Origin of the sequence: Pseudotabrizicola sp., from assembly GCF_030684215.1 — a bacterium.
Lineage (GTDB): Bacteria > Pseudomonadota > Alphaproteobacteria > Rhodobacterales > Rhodobacteraceae > Pseudotabrizicola.
This window is the reverse complement of record NZ_JAUXOV010000073.1, coordinates 153,743-170,009: the sequence shown is the minus strand read 5'-3', so window position 1 is coordinate 170,009 and position 16,267 is coordinate 153,743. Positions and strand designations below refer to the sequence as shown.

Sequence of the window (16,267 nt, the reverse complement as noted above, 5' to 3'; positions counted from 1 at the left end):
TTGCGGAAATGTCGGATAAAGCGTCAATATCTCAAAAAGGTTTTGCAGGATTGCAGAGGTATGGATTGGGATGATCTGCGGGTGTTTCTGGCGGTGGCGCGGGATGAAAGCCTGTCGGGCGCGGGCAGGCGGCTGGCGCTGGACCCGGCAACGGTGGGACGGCGCGTGGCCCGGCTGGAGCAAGGGGCTGGCGCGCGCCTGTTCCTGAAATCCCCGCAGGGCTACAGCCTGACCGAGGAAGGCGCAAAGCTTGTGCCCCATGCCGAGGCCGCCGAAGCTGCGTTGATGGGCGCGGCAGAGGCGTTGACGGGCGGCGCAGGCGCAGGGCTTTCGGGGCAGATCCGGTTGGGCGCGCCGGATGGCTGCGCGAATTACATACTGCCGCAGGTGATCCGGGCGATCTGTGACGACAATCCGGCGCTGGAAGTGCAGATCGTGGCGCTGCCGCGCGTGTTCAACCTGTCGCGGCGCGAAGCGGATATGGCGATTGGTGTCAGTCGTCCGGCGGCCGGGCGCCTGACGGTGCAAAAGCTGACCGATTACCGCCTGCATCTGGCGGCGCACCCGGATTACCTGGCCTCGGCGCCGGTTTTGGGCAATCTGGCCGATCTGCGGGCGCACCGGGTGGTGGGCTATATCGCGGATATGATTTTCGACAAAGAACTGGACTACCTGACCGGGCTTGGGGCCAACGCGCCGGCGATGGCGTCAAATTCGGTGTCGGTGCAGTTGAACCTGCTCCGCGCAGGCGCTGGCGTGGGCGTGGCGCATGATTTTGCGCTGCCCTTTGCGCCGGAACTGGTCAAGGTGTTGCCGGGCGCGCTGTCATTGACACGCGCCTTTTGGCTGATCCGCCATGAGGGGGACGCCCATTCGGCCCGGCTCGCCCGCTTTGCCAACCTGTTGGCAGACGGCATCCGGCGCGAGGTTCATCGGCTGGAATCCCTGACCTCTGGCGTCTTCGGGCCACAGGACGCTTGACAGATTGTCAGCGCGGGCTGACCCTTTACCTGACGCGTCGAGGGAGAACAAAGATGATTGTGCAGCAAATTCTGAAGTTGAAAGCCAGCAATGAGGTGACGACGGTACCGCCTGGAACCGATGTCAGCCATGTGGCCGAGATATTGGCCTCGCGGAAGATCGGCACTGTGGTGGTGTCCAGCGATGGCAAGACCATTCTGGGCATTGTGTCAGAGCGCGATATCGTGGCCGAGGTGGCGCGCAACGGCAATGTCTGCCTGATCGCCCCGGTCGAGGCGATTATGACCAAGGCGGTGCAATGCTGCAAATGCGCCGAAAGCGCGGATTCGGTGCTTGAGCGGATGACCACGGGCCGGTTCCGCCATATGCCAGTGGTCGATGCGGCTGGCGATGAAATGGTCGGGCTGATTTCGATTGGTGATGTGGTCAAGGCGCGGTTGATGGAACTGGCTGCGGAAAAAGACGCGCTGGAAGGCATGATAAAGGGGTTCTGACCGGGCACTTTGCCGCTCCGCTAGGGGTTTTCGCTGAAGCGCAGGCTTGGCGAAGATCGCCCAAAGCGAGCGATGCACCGCCGCCGCGAAGGGCACTTTCGCGCTTGCAATCCGCTGCCTAATATTGTTGCGTGCCCGGAGTTTGAAAACGGGGGATCTCATGCGCATCGGCCTTTATCCCGGCACATTCGACCCTGTCACGCTGGGGCATGTTGATATCATTCAGCGCGCCATGGCGCTTGTTGACCGTCTGGTGATCGGGGTCGCGATCAACCGCGACAAGGGCCCGCTGTTCAGCCTTGAGGACCGGGTGGCCATGGTAGAGGCGGAATGTGCCGCCATCACCGCGCGCACGGGTGGCGAGATTGTGGTGCATCCGTTTGAAAATTTGTTGATCGACTGCGCCCGCGATGTGGGGGCTTCGGTCATTGTGCGTGGTCTGCGGGCTGTGGCGGATTTCGAGTATGAATTTCAGATGGTTGGCATGAACCGTGCGCTGGATTCCAGCATCGAGACGGTGTTTTTGATGGCCGACGCGCGGCGTCAGGCGATTGCGAGCAAACTGGTCAAGGAAATCGCGCGGCTGGGGGGGGATGTCTCAAAATTCGTAACCCCGCCCGTAGATGCGGCGCTTCGCCAAAGGTTTGGCACCCGGCTTTAATCCGGCCACTGAAAAAGGGGCGGCTGCCCCGTTTCAGGATTTTTAAAGCGCGTGCTCAGGCGGCTTGGCCGTAAACTGCATGCCGTGCGATGCGGTCGGCATCGCCGGGGTAGAGATCAAGGTCAAGTGCCACATCCAGCGGCAGGTTTGCAATTTCGTCGCGGGTCTTGCGAAAGCGCGCATAGGTTGCAGCGGCGTCGCGGATCATTTCATATACAGAGATCATTCTATCTCTCCTTTTCACAAAGGCGGTGAACCGGATGTTCCTTGCCGCCTGAGCCAAAGATGGGTGCGGCCGATAGCGCTAACAACCCGCAAAAAGCGCGCAGCCCCATGCAGCCGGCGCATGACTTGTCTGGATCCTATTTCGCGGGGCTGGTGACGCGGCGCAGCCAGCTTGGCTTTGCCGGGGCGGCCGCGCCCACCTGTGGCAACTGGCTGACATCCAGGGCAACGCCGCGCTTTTCCGCACTGGCCTGCACGGCGCTGCACAGTTGCGGGGCGCGGCGCAAAAGCTCGATGAACCGGGATTCCTCTAGCGTCAGCAAGGTGGTGTGGCTGATCGCCGTCACCCGCGCCCGGCGGGAGCGGCGCAGCAAAAGCGACAACTGGCCAAACATCTCGCCCCGGCCCAGCAGAAAGCGGCTGCTGGCCTGTTCCGCCTCGACCGCGCCCGATGCGATGAACCAGACCCGGTCGGGCTTGTCATCTTTGCGCATCAGAATATCACCGGGCTTGGCGTAGACGGTTTTCATCTGGCGGGCCAGTTGCGCCAGTGATGCGGGCTCCAGATCGGAAAACAGCGGGAAACTGCGCACGATGTCGCTGCGTTGCAGGCGCAGATCCAGCCGCGGCCGCTCGGCAAGGGCGGCTCGGCTGCCTTCGGTCTGGTCGCGCAAGGACAGGCGCAATTCTGGTCCGATCAGACCGTCTGCGGTCATCTGGTCATATTCGGCTTCTTCGCGCTGGATCACCAGACGGCGGATCAGGCGGCGTTCCAGCTCTTCGGCATAGCCGGGGAACTGGGTCCGCAGACCGTCCATCTCGCGGTTGGTATCCTCAATGCGGCGCTTGATCAGATCGTGCAGCAGACCGGCCACGCGGCGGCTGTGGATGCGCACGATCCGCGTCTCGATAAACCCGGTCAGGGCGCGCAACATCTGCCGATGTGCCACCAGCGCCTCGAACCGGTCTTCGGTCAGGCGGGCCAAGGGTGGTTTCAGGCGAAAGCGGTTGTGCAGCCATTCTGCGGCGCGCAGGGTTCGGCTTGCCATCAGCGCACGACGGGCCTGCGCCCGGTAGCCCGAGCGACCTTCGGTCAGCGTCGCCTCAATCAGGCGGTCGGCGTCGGCCAGCATCCGGTCCGCCAGACGCGCCGACATCAGGTTTTCCTGAAACGCCTCAAGGATCAGATCACGTTCATGCCCGGCAAGCGCCAGAAGGCCCAGCGTCACCCGGTCCTTTTCCAGAATGTCGCGCGCTTCATCCGCACGTTCGACCGCGGTGTTCAGCCGCTCGCCAAAGCGTACCGCCTCATCCCGCACAATCGCCGGGGTCAGGTCCATTTCACGCGCGGTTTCTGCCACCGTTTCGCGTACCTCTTGCAATGATACCGCCACCACCTGATCCGACAGCGCGCGGTCCAGCGGCGACAAGCGGTCCAGCCCAAGCAAAGAGATGACCCACCGCAGCGTGGTGCCCTGCACCAACAAAGTGAACAGCACAAAACCGGTGGCAACGATGCCCACCTGCCGTTTGGTTTCGACAAAAATCGCCGGGTTTTCGGTGACGGCAAGCGCCAAGGCAAGGGTTACCGCGCCGCGCAACCCACCCCAAAGGATCGCGATCCGATAGGGCGAATCCACCTGTGGCGACAGGCGCGCGGCGGTCAGTAGGGGCAAGATGCCATACAGCACGATGGCACGGGCGACAAAGGCGGCAATGACAGCAACCGCGATCAGTCCGATATCAGCGGGCCGGATCGAGGCCAGCACGCGCGGCACCAAAAGGGCGGCTAGCAAAAAGATCAGCCCGCCCGCCCAATAGGCGATCAGCGCCCAGGCATCGCGCAACTGCGCCAAAGCAGGCGGCGAGATCCGGCCGGGGGCCGAAAAGTTCATGGTCATCCCCGCAGCGACAACCGCCACCACGCCAGAGGCGCCGATCACCTGATCAGTCAGCAGAAAGGTGACAAAGGGCGTGGCAAAGCTGATCGACACCTGTGCCAGCGGCCAAGGGTTCATCCACCCCATCAACTGCACCGCCAGCCGTCCGATCATCCAGCCGGTAGCCGCTCCGGTGGCGATCAGCCATGGCAGTTGCAAAAGAGCCAGCCCGATGTTCGGCTCGGCATCGCGGGCGGCGACGGCGACCAGAAATACCGATGTCAGCGCGATGGCGGCGGCATCGTTCAGCAGGCTTTCGCCTTCAACAATCCGGGCCAGACGCTGCGGGGCAGGGGTTGCGCGAAAGATGCTGACAACCGCCGATGGATCGGTGGTCGACACAATCGCGCCGATCAGCAGACAGGCGATCAGCGGCAGTGGAGTAAAGGGCTTCAGCGCCATGCCGATCACAAAGGTCGCAACCACCACAGCCACCACCGCCATCACCAGCACCGGCACCCAGTCATCCAGCAACCGGCGCAGGTTCAGCGTCAGCGAGACCTGAAAAATCAGGACCGGCAAAAAGATGTAGATAAACAGATCGGATGAGATCGGCAGGTTCAGGATGGCCAAAGCCAGCGGGTTCAGTGCGTCGGTCACATCAGTCCGAAAAAACCACGCCGCCGCCGCCCCAAGACCAATGCCAACTGCGGCCAGAATCACGGTTACAGGCAAGCGTAACCGGGCCGCAAGCGGCTCGGACAGGGCGATGGCCAGAAACAGGCCGGACAGAATGCCAAGAAAAACGATCAGGTCCATGTCGTGATGATAACCCTTTGTCCCCCCGAGAAAAAGGAAGGGCCGGTCACGATTGGTGACCGGCCCGAAACAGTTGCGCGATGGTTGTGATCGTCAGATCAGCTTGCCCATGGCAACAGCCGTATCGGCCATCCGGTTCGAGAAACCCCATTCGTTGTCATACCATGTCAGGATGGAGCAGAACGTGCCATCCATCACCTTGGTCTGGTCCATGTGGAACACCGACGAATGAGGGTCGTGGTTGAAGTCAGACGAGACATTCTTGTACTCGGTATAGCCAAGAATACCCTTCAGCTTGCCGTCTGCTGCTGATTTGATCGCGGCATTGATTTCATCAACCGACGTTGCACGTTTGGCGATGAATTTAAGGTCAACAACCGACACATTCGGCGTGGGCACGCGGATGGCAAAGCCGTCCATCTTGCCCTTGAGCTCGGGCAACACCAGACCAACGGCCTTGGCAGCCCCGGTGCTGGTCGGGATCATCGACAGCGCAGCCGCACGGCCCCGGTACAGGTCTTTGTGCATGGTATCCAGCGTCGGCTGGTCGCCGGTATAGCTGTGGATCGTGGTCATCATGCCTTTTTCAATGCCGATCACCTCGTTCAGAATAAAGGCGACGGGCGAAAGGCAGTTTGTCGTGCAAGATGCGTTCGACACCACGACATCATCTTTCGTCAGCGTGTGATGGTTCACACCGTAAACGATCGTCTTGTCTGCATTCTCACCGGGGGCCGAGATCAGAACGCGCTTGGAGCCGTTCTCCAGATGGGCCTGGCACTTTTCTTTCGAGGTGAAAATGCCGGTGCATTCCATCACCACATCCACATCCGACCAAGGCAGGTCGGCAGGGTTGCGCAGAGCGGTTACACGGATTTTACCGCGACCGGCGTCAATCCAGTCTTCGCCAGTGGTCACGGTGCCGGGAAAGCGACCATGCACGGAATCAAAGCGCAACAGATGCGCGTTGGTTTCAACCGGGCCAAGATCGTTGATCGCGATAACCTCAATATCGGTGCGCCCCGATTCAATGATCGCGCGCAGCACATTGCGCCCGATGCGCCCGAACCCGTTTATGGCAACCTTGACCGTCATGGCAATCTCCTATGATAGCGACTCAAATGTCACGTTTAGCGCTAACATCATCAGTTAGCGGAAAAGATCAACGGCAGACTGGCGCGATCAGCGCCAGAATGCCAGCCATTCGACCATATCGGTGAATTTCACCAAAAGAAACATAAGTGCGCGGGCTTCGTTCAGCACCAGATCGGCGGCGATGGCGGCCAAGATGATCAATCCAAGGCTCAGGGCAATCCGGTCTGTCAAGCGCGTCCCCTTTTGGGGCCGCAGCCCCCTAGTTTAAAAGCCGTCCCATCACGCCAGCCACATCGGCCATACGGCAGGAAAAGCCCCATTCGTTATCATACCACGCCAGAACGCGAACGGAACGCCCCACAACACGGGTCTGGTCCGGGGCGAAGATAGAGGAATGCGGCGTGTGATTGAAGTCGATAGAGACCTTGGGTTCGGGATCATACGACATCACCATGCCCATATAGCCGGCGCAGGCCTCGCGCACGATCTGGTTCACGTCATCCACGGTGACAGATTTGGCGGCGATAAAGGTCAGATCCACCGCGCTGACATTGGGGGTCGGCACCCGCAGCGACGTGCCATCCAGCTTGCCCGCCAGTTCCGGCAGCACCTCGCCCAAGGCTTTTGCGGCGCCTGTGGTGGTCGGGATCATCGCCATGGAAGCCGCGCGGGCCCTATACAGGTCTGCGTGGCGGCGGTCCAGCGTCGGCTGATCACCGGTATAGCTGTGAATCGTGGTCATGATGCCAGACTCGATGCCGATGGCGTCATTCAACACCTTGGCAAGCGGAGCAAGGCAGTTGGTCGTGCAAGACCCGTTCGACACCACATGATGATCGGCGGTCAGTGCGCGGTGGTTGACACCATACACAACCGTCATATCGGCGCGCTTGGCGGGGGCGCTGACCAGCACCCGTTTGGCCCCGCGCGTCAGGTGAACGGCGGCGCGGTCACGGTCGTTGAACTTGCCAGTGCATTCCAGCACCACGTCAACGCCCTCCCAATCCAGTTCTGTGGGTTCATAAGTGCTTTGCACTCGGATCGGCCCACGGCCCAGATCCAGCGTATTGCCGCTGACCTTGACCACACCAGGAAAGCGACCATGCACCGAATCGTATTTCAGCAAGTGGGCGTTGGTTTCAATCGGCCCCGTCGCGTTGATCGCCACCACCTGCACATCGTTGCGGTTTGATTCCGCGATATGCGCCAGGGTGCAGCGCCCGATGCGGCCAAAGCCATTGATGCCGACGGTGATGGTCATATGCGTCTCCTGCAAGAATGATGCAGGTCGGATACAAGGCGAAAATCTGCCTGCATAGGCCAAAAACGACACAGTATCATGATGTTAGCGCAAACCTACGCTGTTTGCGCTAACGTGCGGCATGCTTTGCTTTGGGCGTCTGGTAAGGCCCGGTCTGGATCAGGCCACTCTCAGCAAGCTGTGCAGTTCGGAGTTGTCGCGCATCAGATCGGCAACCGACACTGTGTCGAGTTGCGCATAAAATGCCCCAAGCGCCGCACCGAGCGTGGCTTTCAGGCGGCACGAGCCGACGAGGGGGCATTCACAATGACCCTCAGAAAAGCATTCCGCAAAGGGAAGCCCGGCCTCGAAATGGCGAAACACATCCCCCACCGAGATAAGATCCGGGCTGCGGCCCAGTCTAAGCCCGCCTGACCGTCCTCGCACGGTATGCAAAAAGCCATGTTGCGCAAGAAGATGGATAACCTGTGCCAGATGGTTTTCGCTTGCATTGCAAGCGATCGCCACCTCGCGTTTGCGCACGATCCGGTCGGGGTTCGCTGCACAAAACATCAATGTCCGCATGGCAAGGTTGGTTCGTGTGGTCAGTCGCATTTGGTCCCCGCTGCGTCGCATCCGGGTTTCAGCGTGCCGGGCAGGCGCACCAGCAGCATTGATCCAGATCATCTCGTCATGGGGCGTGTACGAATAAACTTGCATTAGCCTTGAATATTTTACGGCGCAGGGCGTCAGCGTTTGATCTGGATCAAGGTTTGCCAAATGTATACATTCATATGCATGAATTGAATTGGGAGGACCGCAAATGACCGAATCATTCTACCCACGGGCCTTGTTGCCATCCCGCCGGGGTTTCTTTGGCTTGGCGGCTGGTGGGTTGGCGCTTTCAGCCGCCATGAAACCGGCGCGCGCCCAGACGGTGCGCAGCAAAGCCCGCATTGTGATTGTGGGTGCCGGGGCCGGGGGCACCGGCATGGCCAACCGTCTGGCAGAACGGCTGGACGGAGCCGAGATCACAATCGTCGACGGTCGCAAAGACCATTGGTATCAGCCGGGGTTCACGCTGATTGCAGCGGGGTTGAAACCGGCAGGCTATTCGGTATCGGGCACCGGCGACTGGCTGCCGCGCTCGATCAACTGGGTCGAGGAATACGCCGCCAACATAGACCCAGAGGCGCAGACCGTCACCACGACGGGCGGCACCAAACTGGACTATGATTACCTGATTGTCGCGGCGGGCCTGACGCTGAACTGGGGCGGGGTTGAAGGGTTTGATCTGGCGCAGGTCGGCAAAGACGGCATCGGCGCGGTGTATGCCGGGCCGGACTATGCCGAAGCCACATGGCGGGCAATGGATGCCTTTACCGACACCGGTGGCACAGCGCTGTTCAGCCGCCCCGCGACAGAGATGAAATGCGCCGGAGCGCCGCTTAAATATGCGTTCCTGACCGATGACTATCTGCGCCGCAAAGGCACGCGCGACAAAAGCCAGATGATCTACGCCGCCAACAACAAGGCATTGTTTGGCGTGCCGATCGTCAATGAAAAGCTCAAACTGCTGTTCCGTGACCGGGGCGTTGATGTGCGGTGGGATCACGTGCTTAAGGGCATTGATGCCAGTGCAAAGACCGCAACCTTTGTCACCCCGGCGGTGCAGTCGATCAAGGACGGTGCCATCGTTGACACCGCCGCTGTGGAACACACCATCGCCTACGATTTCATCAACGTGATCCCGCCGATGGTTGCGCCAAAGGTGGTGCAAGAGTCCGGCCTGTCTTGGGCCGACAAATGGGTGGGGCAAGGCTGGATCGAGGTGGATCAATCCACCCTTCGCCATTTGCGTTACCCCAATGTCTTTGGCATCGGTGATATCAACGGCGTGCCAAAGGGCAAAACCGCCGCCTCGGTGAAATGGCATATTCCGGTGATCGAAGATCATCTGATCGCCAGCATTCAGGGCAAAGAAGGGACTGAGACCTTCAACGGTTATACCTCTTGCCCGATGATTACCCGGATCGGTCGCGCCATGCTGATCGAGTTTGATTATCAGGACAATCTGGTGCCGTCCTTTCCGGGCGTGATTGCGCCACTGGAAGAGCTGTGGATCAGCTGGCTGATGAAGGAAACGGCATTGAAGCCAACTTATAACGCCATGCTGCGCGGCAAAGCCTGAGGAGGGGAAATCATGAAACAACTGACACTGGAAACGCTGATTGCGGTCTGGGAAGAAATGTTCGGGCGCAGCCTGTTCTGGGTGATGCTGGTGGCGGCTGTGGTCATCACGGCGGCCTATGTCTTTGTGTTGCTGCGCGACCGCCAGATGTCGATGCGCAAGTTTTTCCTTGCGCAACTGTCGATGCCGTTTGGTGCGATTGCGGCAGTCTTGTTTGTGCAGGGCATCACCTCATCGGGGTTTCGCGATATTGGCGGGCCGATTGATGTGCTGGTGCTGTTGGCTGTGGCGGCTGCGGGGGCGGTTGGCCTCGCTATTTTGGTCTATACTGCACAGTCTTTGCTGCGAAAACCGACCTGACGCCTTTGGATTAGGCAAGGACCGCGCCGCGACGCTTTGCGCGTCGCGGCGAACCTTGCGTCATGCACTTGATTTTTCAAAGCGCTTTGAAACATGTAAGTAATTGTTATTAAATATCTTTAATTCCGTGCGTTTGGGCAATGTTTGCGGTAACTGTTAGGTCAGGCTTCGCGACACGCAGTCTGGGTGAGGTCTGTGGCATACTTGGGGCGCTTGACCCTGCGTGTCACGGGTCTAGCCTGACCGCGATGTGCCGCAACCCCAACCTGTGGAACCCGATGAACGATCTCAGCCCAACCCCGACCTCGCTCAAAGCCAACATCCTGCGGCATCTGGCCTTTACGCTGGGCAAAGATGCCGATCATGCCAGCATCTACGATTGGCGCATGGCGCTGTCGTTTGCCATTCGCGACCAGATTGTCGAACCGTGGTTCGCGTCAACCCGCAAGACATGGGCGGCGGATCACAAGCGTGTCTATTACCTGTCGATGGAATTTCTGATCGGGCGCATTCTGGAAGATGCCACCGTCAACCTTGGCCTGCGCGAGTCTGCCGAAGAGGTGATGGCAAGCTTCGGTCAGGATTTCCGTGCGATCATCGAGGACGAGCCGGACGCCGCGCTTGGGAACGGCGGTCTGGGGCGGTTGGCGGCCTGTTTCATGGAGTCAATGGCCACACTGGGCTGCCCCTCCTATGGCTATGGCATCCGCTATGAGCACGGGTTGTTCCGCCAGCGGTTTGAGGGCGGGCGGCAGGTGGAAACCCCCGAAGACTGGCTGAAGCAAGCCCATCCGTGGGAATTTGCCCGTCCCGAGGCGGCCTATGTGATCCCGTTCAAGGGCCAGATCGAACACAAGGGCGGCCACGATGTCTGGGTGCCGGGGGAATCGGTGATGGCGACGGCGTATGATACGCCGGTTGTCGGCTGGCAGGGCAAATGGGCCAACACACTGCGACTGTGGGGCGCGCAGCCAACCACGATGTTTGACCTTGAGCGGTTTAATCGCGGTGACTACGCGGCGGCGGCAGAGCCAGAGGCTTTGGCGCGCACGTTAAGCCGCGTGCTTTACCCCGATGACACCACCTATCAGGGCAAGGAATTGCGTCTGAAGCAGGAATTTTTCCTGACCTCTGCCGCGCTGCAAGACATTCTGCGCCGCTTCCTCAGCTCTCAATCTGATCTGCGCAAACTGCCCGATTATGTTGCGATCCAGATGAACGACACCCACCCGGCGATTGCGGGGCCGGAGCTGATCCGCCTGCTGGTCGATGAACACGCCGTGCCCTTTGCTGACGCGCTGCCGCTGGCGCGGTCCTGCCTTGGCTATACCAACCACACCCTGCTGCCCGAGGCGCTAGAGCGTTGGGCGACCTTCACCTTTGGAAACGTGCTGCCGCGTCACATGCAGATTGTGGAACAGATCGACCACTGGCACAAAACCGAACACCACGCCCGCCCGCATTATGTGGGCATCGTCAAGCACCACGAGGTGCGGATGGGCGAGCTGGCATTCATCATGGCGCATAAGGTCAACGGCGTCTCGGCGCTGCATTCCGATCTGGTCAAACAAAACCTGTTCCCGGAACTGCACGCCCTGCACCCCGACCGGATCATCAACCAGACCAATGGCGTGACCCCGCGCCGCTGGCTCAAGATGTGCAACAAGCCATTGTCCGGGCTGATCACTGACAGCATCGGGTCTGGTTGGGAAGACAACCTTGATCTGCTGAAGGGTCTGGAAAAACCGATTGCAACCAAAGCGTTCCGCGCTGACTTTGATGCGGCAAAGCGCGCCAACAAGGTGGCCCTGTCGAACTGGCTGGCCGCGCATGAAGACATCACCGTAAGCCCGGACGCGTTGTTTGATGTGCAGATCAAGCGCATCCATGAATACAAACGCCAGCTTTTGAACATTCTTCAAACCATTGGCCATTGGGAGGCGATCCGCCAGAACCCCAATGCCAAATGGGTGCCACGCGTCAAGATCTTTGGCGGCAAGGCGGCCCCCGGCTATGCGGTGGCAAAGGAAATCATACGTCTTATCAATGATGTGGCAACTGTTGTTAACAATGACCCGGTGACGGGCGATCTGTTGAAGATCGTCTATCCCGCCAATTACAATGTCTCGATGGCCGAACGGCTGATCCCTGCGGCGGACCTGTCGGAACAGATCTCGACCGCCGGGAAAGAAGCGTCGGGCACCGGAAACATGAAATTCATGATCAACGGCGCGCCGACCATCGGCACACTGGACGGTGCGAATGTCGAGATTTTGCAAGAGGTTGGCGATGAAAACTTCTTCCTGTTCGGTATGACGACGGAAGAGGCGATGGCCCGGCGCCGCGACCCCGACCACGCCCGCAAGGCGATCGAGGCCAGCCAGACCCTGCAAGACGTGCTGCAAATGCTTGCAGAGGGCCGTTTCAGCCCCGGCGAAAAGGACCGCTACCACGATCTGGTTCACCGCGTCTGGCACCACGACTACTTCCTCGTGGCCAGCGATTTCGATGCCTATGACGTGGCGCAGGCGCAGGTGGATACCGCCTATGCCGACCGCGATAACTGGGTAAAGATGGCGGCCCTGAACACTGCGCGGTCAGGGTTCTTTTCCTCTGACCGCACGATCCGCAGCTATATGAATGACGTCTGGAACGTAACCTCGGCGCTTTGAGCGCCGGGGCGGTCCGGGCGCGCTGACTTTGGGAGGAGACAGCATGGCCGACGCTCTGATCAACGAAAGTGAAGCCTGGGCCATTGTCGAGGGGCGGCATGGCGATCCGTTTTCGGTGCTTGGCCCGCATAAGCGCGGCGGAAAATGGGTGGTCACTGCCTTTGTGCCTGGGGCCGAGTCCCTTTCGGTCCTGACCGGAAAGTCAGGTCAGGAACTTGAGGCAACCCATTGGGGGCAGGGGCTTTTCCTGTGCGCCTTGCCACGCAAGGCGGCCTATCGGCTGCGTGCCACAGGCCATGGCACCACATGGGAATTTGAAGACCCGTTCCGCTTTGGTCCCGTGCTGGGAGAGTTGGATGAATACTTGCTTGGCGAAGGTACGCACCAGCGCCTGTGGCAGGTGCTGGGTGCGCATCTGATCACGCATGACGGTGTGGCGGGTACGCATTTTGCGGTCTGGGCGCCGAATGCCGAGCGGGTCTCAGTCGTGGGTGATTTCAACATTTGGGATGGCCGCCGCCACCCGATGCGCAGGCGCGGCGCGACGGGGGTATGGGAAACCTTTGTGCCCGATCTGGGCGAAGGCGCGACCTATAAGTATGAGATCCGGGGACAAGGCGGCCAAACGCTGCCGCTCAAGGCTGATCCGGTCGGTTTCGGGTCTGAACATCCGCCCGCAAATGCCTCTGTCGTCAGGACAATTTCGGGCACGTTTACCGATAGTGAATGGATGGCCAGCCGCCATACCCGGCAAAACATCGATGCGCCGATTTCCGTGTATGAGGTGCATCTGGGATCATGGCGGCGCGCGCCGGGTGACAGGATGCTAAGCTACATTGAACTCGCCGAGCAACTCGTTGATTATGCATCAGATATGGGATTTACCCATATCGAGCTGATGCCGGTGTCAGAGTTTCCCTTTGACGGGTCTTGGGGCTATCAGCCGGTTGGTCTGTTTGCCCCCACAATCCGCCATGGCACGCCGCCCGAATTCCGCGCGTTCATAGATGCCGCGCACAAGAAGGGCCTTGGCGTGTTGCTTGACTGGGTGCCGGGGCATTTCCCGACCGATGCACATGGTTTGGGGCAGTTTGACGGTACGCCGCTGTACGAACACGCTGATCCGCGCGAGGGATTTCACAACGACTGGAACACGCTGATCTACAACTATGGCCGGACGGAAGTGCAGAACTTTCTGGTTAGTAACGCTCTGTATTGGCTGGAGGAATTCCATATCGACGGCTTGCGGGTCGATGCAGTCGCGTCGATGCTCTACCGCGATTACAGCCGCAAACATGGTGAATGGGTGCCAAACCGGGATGGCGGTCGCGAGAATTACGAAGCCATCGCAATGCTGCAACGCATGAACATTGTGGCTTACGGCGAATCCCTCGGCGTGATGACGGTGGCCGAGGAAAGCACCGCCTTTCCGGGCGTGTCGCGCCCGGTGAACCATGGCGGGCTTGGGTTCGGGTTCAAGTGGAATATGGGCTGGATGAACGACACCCTATCCTACATGCACAAAGACCCGATCCACCGAAGATTTCACCACCACATGATGACCTTTGGCCTGCATTATGCGTGGTCGGAAAACTATATCCTGCCGATCAGCCATGACGAGGTTGTGCATGGCAAGGGCAGCATGCTGGCCAAAATGCCGGGATCTGGTGCGGAAAAATTCGCCAACCTGCGCGCGTATTACGGGTTCATGTGGGCGCATCCGGGCAAGAAACTGCTGTTCATGGGCTGCGAATTTGCCCAAGGGGCGGAGTGGAACCACAATCAAAGCCTTGACTGGCATCAACTTGAAAACCCAGCACATTCCGGGATGCAGGCCTTGGTGCGCGACCTGAACCGGGTGTACCGCGAGACGCCTGCGCTGCATGTCAATGACACCCGCCCCGAGGGGTTTGAGTGGATCGAATCCAATGATGCCGAGGCCAGCGTCTACGCCTGGGTCCGCAAGGGCGCTGCGGGCGATCCGTTGGTGGTGGCCCTGGTCAACATGACCCCGGTGGACCGCCAGTATCGCGTGGGGCTGCCATCTGGCGGGCAGTGGACCGAGTTGCTGAACACCGACGCGGCGGCCTATGGCGGCGGCAATCGCGGCAATCTGGGCGGTGTCACCGCCGAGGAGGTGCAGTGTCACGGCAGACCATGGTCGGCGCTTGTCACATTGCCGCCGCTGTCGGCTGTCTATCTGAAACAGGGCCCGTCGGCATAAGCGGGCAAGCTTAGAGACCATCAGCCTTGGCTGACAAAACAGGGACCGCTGGCAAAGCGCCAGCACAGGGAGGGGACCATGAAGGCAAAACCGAACACGAGGCTGTCATCTCAGGCCATGGCATTCGTTCTGGCAGGCGGGCGGGGGAGCCGTCTGAAAGAACTGACCGATCGACGCGCCAAGCCAGCAGTCTATTTCGGCGGCAAGACCCGGATAATTGACTTTGCGCTGTCAAACGCGCTGAACTCCGGCATCCGCAAAATGGCAATTGCCACGCAATACAAAGCGCACAGCCTGATCCGGCACATGCAGCGCGGCTGGGGCTTTTTCCGGGCCGAGCGCAACGAGTATCTGGACATCCTGCCCGCCAGCCAGCGGGTGGATGAAAACAAATGGTATCTGGGCACGGCGGACGCTGTGACCCAAAATATTGATATTGTTGACGATTATAAGGTGAAATATGTGATCATCCTGGCCGGGGATCATATCTACAAGATGGATTACGAGATCATGCTGCAACAGCATGTCTCCTCTGGTGCGGATGTCACCATCGGTTGCCTGACCGTGCCGCGGATGGAGGCCACCGCCTTTGGCGTGATGCATGTCGACAAGGACATGAACATCACCCAGTTTCTGGAAAAGCCCAAAGACCCGCCCAGCATTCCTGGTGATCCTGACAATGCACTGGCCTCGATGGGGATTTATGTCTTCAACTGGGATCTGCTGCGCGACCTGTTGATCCGCGATGCCGAAGACCCGAATTCCAGCCATGATTTCGGCAATGACATCATTCCGCAGATCGTGAAGAACGGCAAAGCGGTGGCGCATAAATTCGCCGACAGCTGCGTGACGGCAGGGCTGGAGGATGAACCCTATTGGCGCGATGTCGGCACGATTGATGCGTTCTGGCAGGCCAATATCGACCTGACCGATTTTGTGCCCAAGCTGGACCTTTACGACAACAGCTGGCCGATCTGGACCTATGCCGAGATCTCTCCGCCTGCCAAGTTCATCCATGACACCGACGGGCGGCGCGGGATGGCGATTTCGTCGCTGGTGTCGGGTGATTGCATCGTTTCGGGGTCTGAGGTGCGCAATTCGCTGCTGTTCACCGGGTGCCGCACGCATTCCTACAGCGCGCTGGATCATGTGGTGGCCTTGCCGCAGGTTATTGTGAACCGCCGGGCGGAGCTGACGAATTGTGTGATTGACCGGGGCGTGATCATTCCCGAGGGGCTTGTGGTTGGGCAAGACCCGGAAGAAGATGGCAAGTGGTTCCGGCGCACCGAGGCTGGTATCGTGCTGATCACGAAGGATATGCTGGATGCGCGGGCGCGCAAGCTGGGATAGGATGGCGCGGGTGGATAACCCGGAGGGCTGTCTGCCCTCCGGACCTCCCGAGGATATTTGAAAACAGAAAATGAG

At 59.8% G+C, this 16,267-nt stretch carries 14 protein-coding genes; 8 read left to right on the top strand and 6 right to left on the bottom strand.

Annotated elements, in window-relative coordinates; translation table 11 throughout:
- Window positions 1-60: 60 nt before the first annotated feature.
- The 3 genes from Q8K08_RS17665 (at window position 61) to coaD (ending at window position 2,136) form a co-directional block, all read left to right on the top strand.
- Window positions 61-981: a LysR family transcriptional regulator gene (locus Q8K08_RS17665; protein WP_304804129.1), complete on the top strand. Its 921-nt coding sequence runs from the start codon at window positions 61-63 to the stop codon at window positions 979-981.
- Between the two features lie 53 nt (window positions 982-1,034).
- A complete protein-coding gene (locus tag Q8K08_RS17660) occupies window positions 1,035-1,475 on the top strand; it encodes a CBS domain-containing protein (protein ID WP_304804127.1) in 441 nt (146 codons plus the stop codon).
- 160 nt (window positions 1,476-1,635) lie between these two features.
- Window positions 1,636-2,136 (top strand): pantetheine-phosphate adenylyltransferase, encoded by a 501-nt coding sequence (gene coaD / locus Q8K08_RS17655; RefSeq protein ID WP_304804125.1) that lies wholly within the window; start codon window positions 1,636-1,638, stop codon window positions 2,134-2,136.
- A gap of 55 nt (window positions 2,137-2,191) precedes the next feature.
- On the opposite strand, the gene Q8K08_RS17650 is transcribed toward coaD, so the two are convergent.
- The 6 genes from Q8K08_RS17650 to Q8K08_RS17625 all read right to left on the bottom strand — a co-directional run bounded on the left by Q8K08_RS17650 (window position 2,192) and on the right by Q8K08_RS17625 (window position 8,010).
- A complete protein-coding gene (locus Q8K08_RS17650) occupies window positions 2,192-2,362 on the bottom strand; it encodes a hypothetical protein (protein ID WP_304804122.1) in 171 nt (56 codons plus the stop codon).
- A 136-nt stretch (window positions 2,363-2,498) separates the two neighbouring features.
- Entirely contained in the window at window positions 2,499-5,060 is a 2,562-nt protein-coding gene (locus Q8K08_RS17645) for a cation:proton antiporter (RefSeq protein WP_305250975.1), read from the bottom strand.
- Window positions 5,061-5,153: 93 nt separating this feature from the next.
- Complete coding sequence (gene gap / locus Q8K08_RS17640; RefSeq protein ID WP_304803315.1) at window positions 5,154-6,155, bottom strand: type I glyceraldehyde-3-phosphate dehydrogenase; 1,002 nt, start codon at window positions 6,153-6,155, stop codon at window positions 5,154-5,156.
- 87 nt (window positions 6,156-6,242) lie between these two features.
- A complete protein-coding gene (locus tag Q8K08_RS17635) occupies window positions 6,243-6,386 on the bottom strand; it encodes a hypothetical protein (RefSeq protein ID WP_304803317.1) in 144 nt (47 codons plus the stop codon).
- 28 nt (window positions 6,387-6,414) lie between these two features.
- Window positions 6,415-7,416, bottom strand: coding sequence for a type I glyceraldehyde-3-phosphate dehydrogenase (gene gap / locus Q8K08_RS17630; protein WP_304803319.1), 1,002 nt, complete (start codon window positions 7,414-7,416; stop codon window positions 6,415-6,417).
- A 159-nt stretch (window positions 7,417-7,575) separates the two neighbouring features.
- Window positions 7,576-8,010, bottom strand: coding sequence for an Rrf2 family transcriptional regulator (locus tag Q8K08_RS17625; RefSeq protein WP_304803321.1), 435 nt, complete (start codon window positions 8,008-8,010; stop codon window positions 7,576-7,578).
- 208 nt (window positions 8,011-8,218) lie between these two features.
- Between Q8K08_RS17625 and Q8K08_RS17620 the strand changes: the two genes are divergently transcribed.
- From Q8K08_RS17620 to glgC, 5 genes are all read left to right on the top strand, one after another.
- Complete coding sequence (locus Q8K08_RS17620) at window positions 8,219-9,586, top strand: FAD/NAD(P)-binding oxidoreductase (protein ID WP_305250974.1); 1,368 nt, start codon at window positions 8,219-8,221, stop codon at window positions 9,584-9,586.
- 12 nt (window positions 9,587-9,598) lie between these two features.
- Complete coding sequence (locus tag Q8K08_RS17615; RefSeq protein ID WP_304803326.1) at window positions 9,599-9,946, top strand: DUF5368 domain-containing protein; 348 nt, start codon at window positions 9,599-9,601, stop codon at window positions 9,944-9,946.
- A 278-nt stretch (window positions 9,947-10,224) separates the two neighbouring features.
- Complete coding sequence (locus Q8K08_RS17610) at window positions 10,225-12,618, top strand: glycogen/starch/alpha-glucan phosphorylase (protein ID WP_305251091.1); 2,394 nt, start codon at window positions 10,225-10,227, stop codon at window positions 12,616-12,618.
- A 43-nt stretch (window positions 12,619-12,661) separates the two neighbouring features.
- Window positions 12,662-14,842: a 1,4-alpha-glucan branching protein GlgB gene (gene glgB, locus Q8K08_RS17605; RefSeq protein ID WP_305250973.1), complete on the top strand. Its 2,181-nt coding sequence runs from the start codon at window positions 12,662-12,664 to the stop codon at window positions 14,840-14,842.
- Window positions 14,843-14,920: 78 nt separating this feature from the next.
- Window positions 14,921-16,192: a glucose-1-phosphate adenylyltransferase gene (glgC, locus tag Q8K08_RS17600; RefSeq protein WP_304797015.1), complete on the top strand. Its 1,272-nt coding sequence runs from the start codon at window positions 14,921-14,923 to the stop codon at window positions 16,190-16,192.
- Window positions 16,193-16,267 lie beyond the last annotated feature (75 nt).

Excerpts from the sequence above, each read along its gene's own strand:
- Q8K08_RS17665 (WP_304804129.1), top strand. The coding sequence starts at position 61 with ATGGATTGGGATGATCTGCGGGTGTTTCTGGCGGTGGCGCGGGATGAA.
- Q8K08_RS17660 (WP_304804127.1), top strand. The coding sequence starts at position 1,035 with ATGATTGTGCAGCAAATTCTGAAGTTGAAAGCCAGCAATGAGGTGACG.
- coaD (WP_304804125.1), top strand. The coding sequence starts at position 1,636 with ATGCGCATCGGCCTTTATCCCGGCACATTCGACCCTGTCACGCTGGGG.
- Q8K08_RS17650 (WP_304804122.1), bottom strand. The coding sequence starts at position 2,362 with ATGATCTCTGTATATGAAATGATCCGCGACGCCGCTGCAACCTATGCG.
- Q8K08_RS17645 (WP_305250975.1), bottom strand. The coding sequence starts at position 5,060 with ATGGACCTGATCGTTTTTCTTGGCATTCTGTCCGGCCTGTTTCTGGCC.
- gap (WP_304803315.1), bottom strand. The coding sequence starts at position 6,155 with ATGACGGTCAAGGTTGCCATAAACGGGTTCGGGCGCATCGGGCGCAAT.
- gap (WP_304803319.1), bottom strand. The coding sequence starts at position 7,416 with ATGACCATCACCGTCGGCATCAATGGCTTTGGCCGCATCGGGCGCTGC.
- Q8K08_RS17625 (WP_304803321.1), bottom strand. The coding sequence starts at position 8,010 with ATGCGACTGACCACACGAACCAACCTTGCCATGCGGACATTGATGTTT.
- Q8K08_RS17620 (WP_305250974.1), top strand. The coding sequence starts at position 8,219 with ATGACCGAATCATTCTACCCACGGGCCTTGTTGCCATCCCGCCGGGGT.
- Q8K08_RS17615 (WP_304803326.1), top strand. The coding sequence starts at position 9,599 with ATGAAACAACTGACACTGGAAACGCTGATTGCGGTCTGGGAAGAAATG.
- Q8K08_RS17610 (WP_305251091.1), top strand. The coding sequence starts at position 10,225 with ATGAACGATCTCAGCCCAACCCCGACCTCGCTCAAAGCCAACATCCTG.
- glgB (WP_305250973.1), top strand. The coding sequence starts at position 12,662 with ATGGCCGACGCTCTGATCAACGAAAGTGAAGCCTGGGCCATTGTCGAG.
- glgC (WP_304797015.1), top strand. The coding sequence starts at position 14,921 with ATGAAGGCAAAACCGAACACGAGGCTGTCATCTCAGGCCATGGCATTC.